This window comes from uncultured Rothia sp. (genome assembly GCF_937976295.1).
GTDB lineage: Bacteria > Actinomycetota > Actinomycetes > Actinomycetales > Micrococcaceae > Rothia.
In genome coordinates this window covers 1-2,797 of sequence record NZ_CALJRY010000340.1, presented here as the reverse complement: position 1 = coordinate 2,797, position 2,797 = coordinate 1, and the positions used below count along the sequence as shown (strand labels likewise).

The 2,797-nt window shown below is 58.9% G+C and carries 2 protein-coding genes; both read right to left on the bottom strand.

Annotated features, from left to right (window positions below; translation table 11 throughout):
• Positions 1-1,925 (bottom strand): hypothetical protein (locus tag Q0216_RS09170; protein WP_298594739.1); only part of this gene is annotated, 1,925 nt, incomplete at its 3' end.
• Between the two features lie 258 nt (positions 1,926-2,183).
• A complete protein-coding gene (locus tag Q0216_RS09165) occupies positions 2,184-2,687 on the bottom strand; it encodes a hypothetical protein (RefSeq protein ID WP_298594737.1) in 504 nt (167 codons plus the stop codon).
• Positions 2,688-2,797: the final 110 nt, after the last annotated feature.

The following is a 2,797-nucleotide window of genomic DNA, read 5'->3' as shown; positions in this document are numbered from 1 at the left end:
GGGTTTCCGGGTGCGTCGGAACATGGGTGGGGTCCTTTCGTAATCCCCCGCGGCGTGTACGTTGTACTCTGCTGTTCAAATCCGCGCACGGGCGAGAAGACAATCAATTTAAGTGACGAACCACGGTAAACATTGGGTTCTGTGCTCCCTTTAGTATATAGGGAATCTTTCATAGTGCGGTAATAACGAAGGCACTTCTGCTTCCACTGAGACTGCTGCTCCGTCACCTCTGCATTCAGCTGCGCATACGCCGTTGAACCATCAGTCCAGAACGCCAGCTCTTCCAAATCGCACCACTGATCCACGCACCACGCCTTCACGCCACCCTTAATCGTTTCCGCCAGAAAATTCTCACTGACCAGCATCTTCACCACACGAGCCACACGGCGAGCGCTGATGCCAGTGATGCGGATCAGCTCTGCCAGGGTGCGCTTGTTGCGTCGGGTGAAGGTGTGGAAGATGAACCAGGCGGCCTTATCGAGGCCGTAGAAGGCCATGGGGAGGGGGCTGATGATTCCCTTGATGTAGGCGGTCGTAGCCAGCTGTGCGTGGGCCTGGGGGATGATCAGTCGGTAGCTATTCGGGCGGTTCATGCCGCCGTGGTAGGCCAGCTCAAGCAGGGGGTTCTCTTCGGTGAGCAGGCGCGTCATGACATTGCGGATGGTGCCCAGGGACAGTCCGGTGTAGAGGCGCAGGGTACGGTACGAGCAGGTGAAGACCGTGGAGCCAGAACGGTATGCCTGCGCGGAGAGCGCTTTGAGGACAAGGCGCAGCGACAGGGCGGCCTCGGAGCCTCCGTAGAGCTCGGTGCCGTGCACATCAGTGAGAGTTGCCCACTGGCGGATAGCGGTCTGACGGTCACGCTTGCGGCTATTGGTCTTCTTCGCAGCCCAGATCGGAGTCGTGGCGCGCAGAAGGTAGTGGACCGGGTTCACCGGAGCCTTCTGGGTACGTGCACGGCGAGTGCCATGCTCAGTAGCAGCCAGGGCCCATTCACGAGTCATGAGGCGCTCGCGCTCTTCGGGGCTGTACTTGCTGTATGCGTCTGCGAGCGCGGGCCAGGTGCCGTTGTGGGTGTTTCGGTGGATGGTGGGGTAGTCGTAGCCGGCGCGGTGTAGGTATGCGAGGAATCCCAGGCGTGCTTCAGAGGCTGAGGGGTAGCGGGTTCCTTTGGCGGTCTTGAGGTGGCGGAAGGTGCCGGTGGCTGCGTAGCGCTTCCAGCCGTAGCTGAGGGCGGCGGCGGGGGAGGTGTCGGTGTTGGGTTCGTAGATGGCAGGGTCGATGCGCTTGCTCTTGATGGCCACGGGCAGGGTGGACACGTAGGCTGCGAAGTCGGTGTTGCGGTTGCCGTGCTCAAGGATGCGTACTGCGTCAGTGAGGGGGGTGATGAGGCTTTGGTGGCCTCCGTGCTTGTGGGGGCTGCCGGGGGTGCGGATGATTCCGGAGCGGTAGCCGCGCATGGGGGTGATGTCGCAGGTGGTCAGCTGCAGGTGTGCCTTGAGGCGATCCACGATGTCCTGGGCCAGGTGCCCGGCGATGGGCTGGTGGGAGGGCACGTAGATGTGGCGGCCGCCAGAGGGGGAGGTGTCGGTGATGGTTTCGATGCCGGCTTCAGCGAGCGCGGCGGTGAGCTTGTGGGCGTCGTGGGCTACGTCTTCGGGGCTGTGGTGCTTCTTTGCGTCCAGGTCGAAGACGAGGCAGTGGGTTACCCATTCTCCGTCGGGGGTTTGGGTGTAGATGCGGGCGGCGGTGGGTGCTGCTGGCAGGGTCTGGGGGGTGACCGCTTCGGTGGCCTTGGGGTAGGTTTCGCCGTTGTCTTCACTGATTCGGGCAAGGCCGGTTTGCATGATGCGAGCGCCGATGCTTTCCCATTCAAGTTTGGGGTTGCTTTTATGGGTACGGCTACGTACAATGGAGTTAATCATTTTTTGCTTTTGAGAAACCTCTAGCTCACCTGGGACTGCAATCCCGAGCTAGGGGTTTTCTTTTACCCTTCTTTGCTTTCGAGTTCCGCTGCCGGTGTCCTGCAAGACATCTTCCGGTGGCGGCTTTTGTATGTGCGGTTAAAATCTGTCTCCAGTATAGCGGTTTTACAGGGGTGTGCAACCTCTCAAATGGCACTAGGGAATATCAAGGCATATAAACACATCTACAAAAACACGGCAGAAAGGTTTGGGCTGCCGTTAGCGCTGGTCATTATCTCGGATTTGGCGCTGTTCTTCTCCCGCTTGACGAACCTGGCTGCGCAGATGCGCCAGGGCGCCGCGGACATCATGCTCCTTGTGCTTGGTCGCATTTCGGCCCAGCAGCCACACTCGAATCCAGATGTACAGGGAGCAGGGGATAGCGACGTATGAAACCACCATCAGCGGCAGACCAATCAACAATGTATAGAGGCTCCAAGCCGTTTCCCAACCGGTGCCCATAGTGGTATACCGAGACCCGATTCGCGGATCAATGAAGAGCAGTGCGATCAGGTTCAGGACGGCCAGCACCAAGTAGATTGCGCCGGGGATGTGCCACGCAGCCCAGCGCGGCAGAATGTACCGACCAAGGCGGATAGTGCGGTCGATGGTGTCCAGGTTTCGGCTGGCGCGCACGACGATGCGCCAGGTCATCACCATAGGAATAATGACGATCAGCAGCGCCGGTGCGCTGGTGATGAGGAAGGTAAAAATTGGGGTCATGGATTCAGGCTACCTTTCTTGGCGATAAAGAGGTATCACCCCTCCATCTGTTAGAATGTAATATAAGACCTATTTTATAACATTTTTGCGGGTGGTACTAGGCACTACCA

What these genes read in the sequence shown, in the direction of transcription:
- Q0216_RS09165 (WP_298594737.1), bottom strand. Translation starts at nt 2,687, where the DNA reads ATGACCCCAATTTTTACCTTCCTCATCACCAGCGCACCGGCGCTGCTG.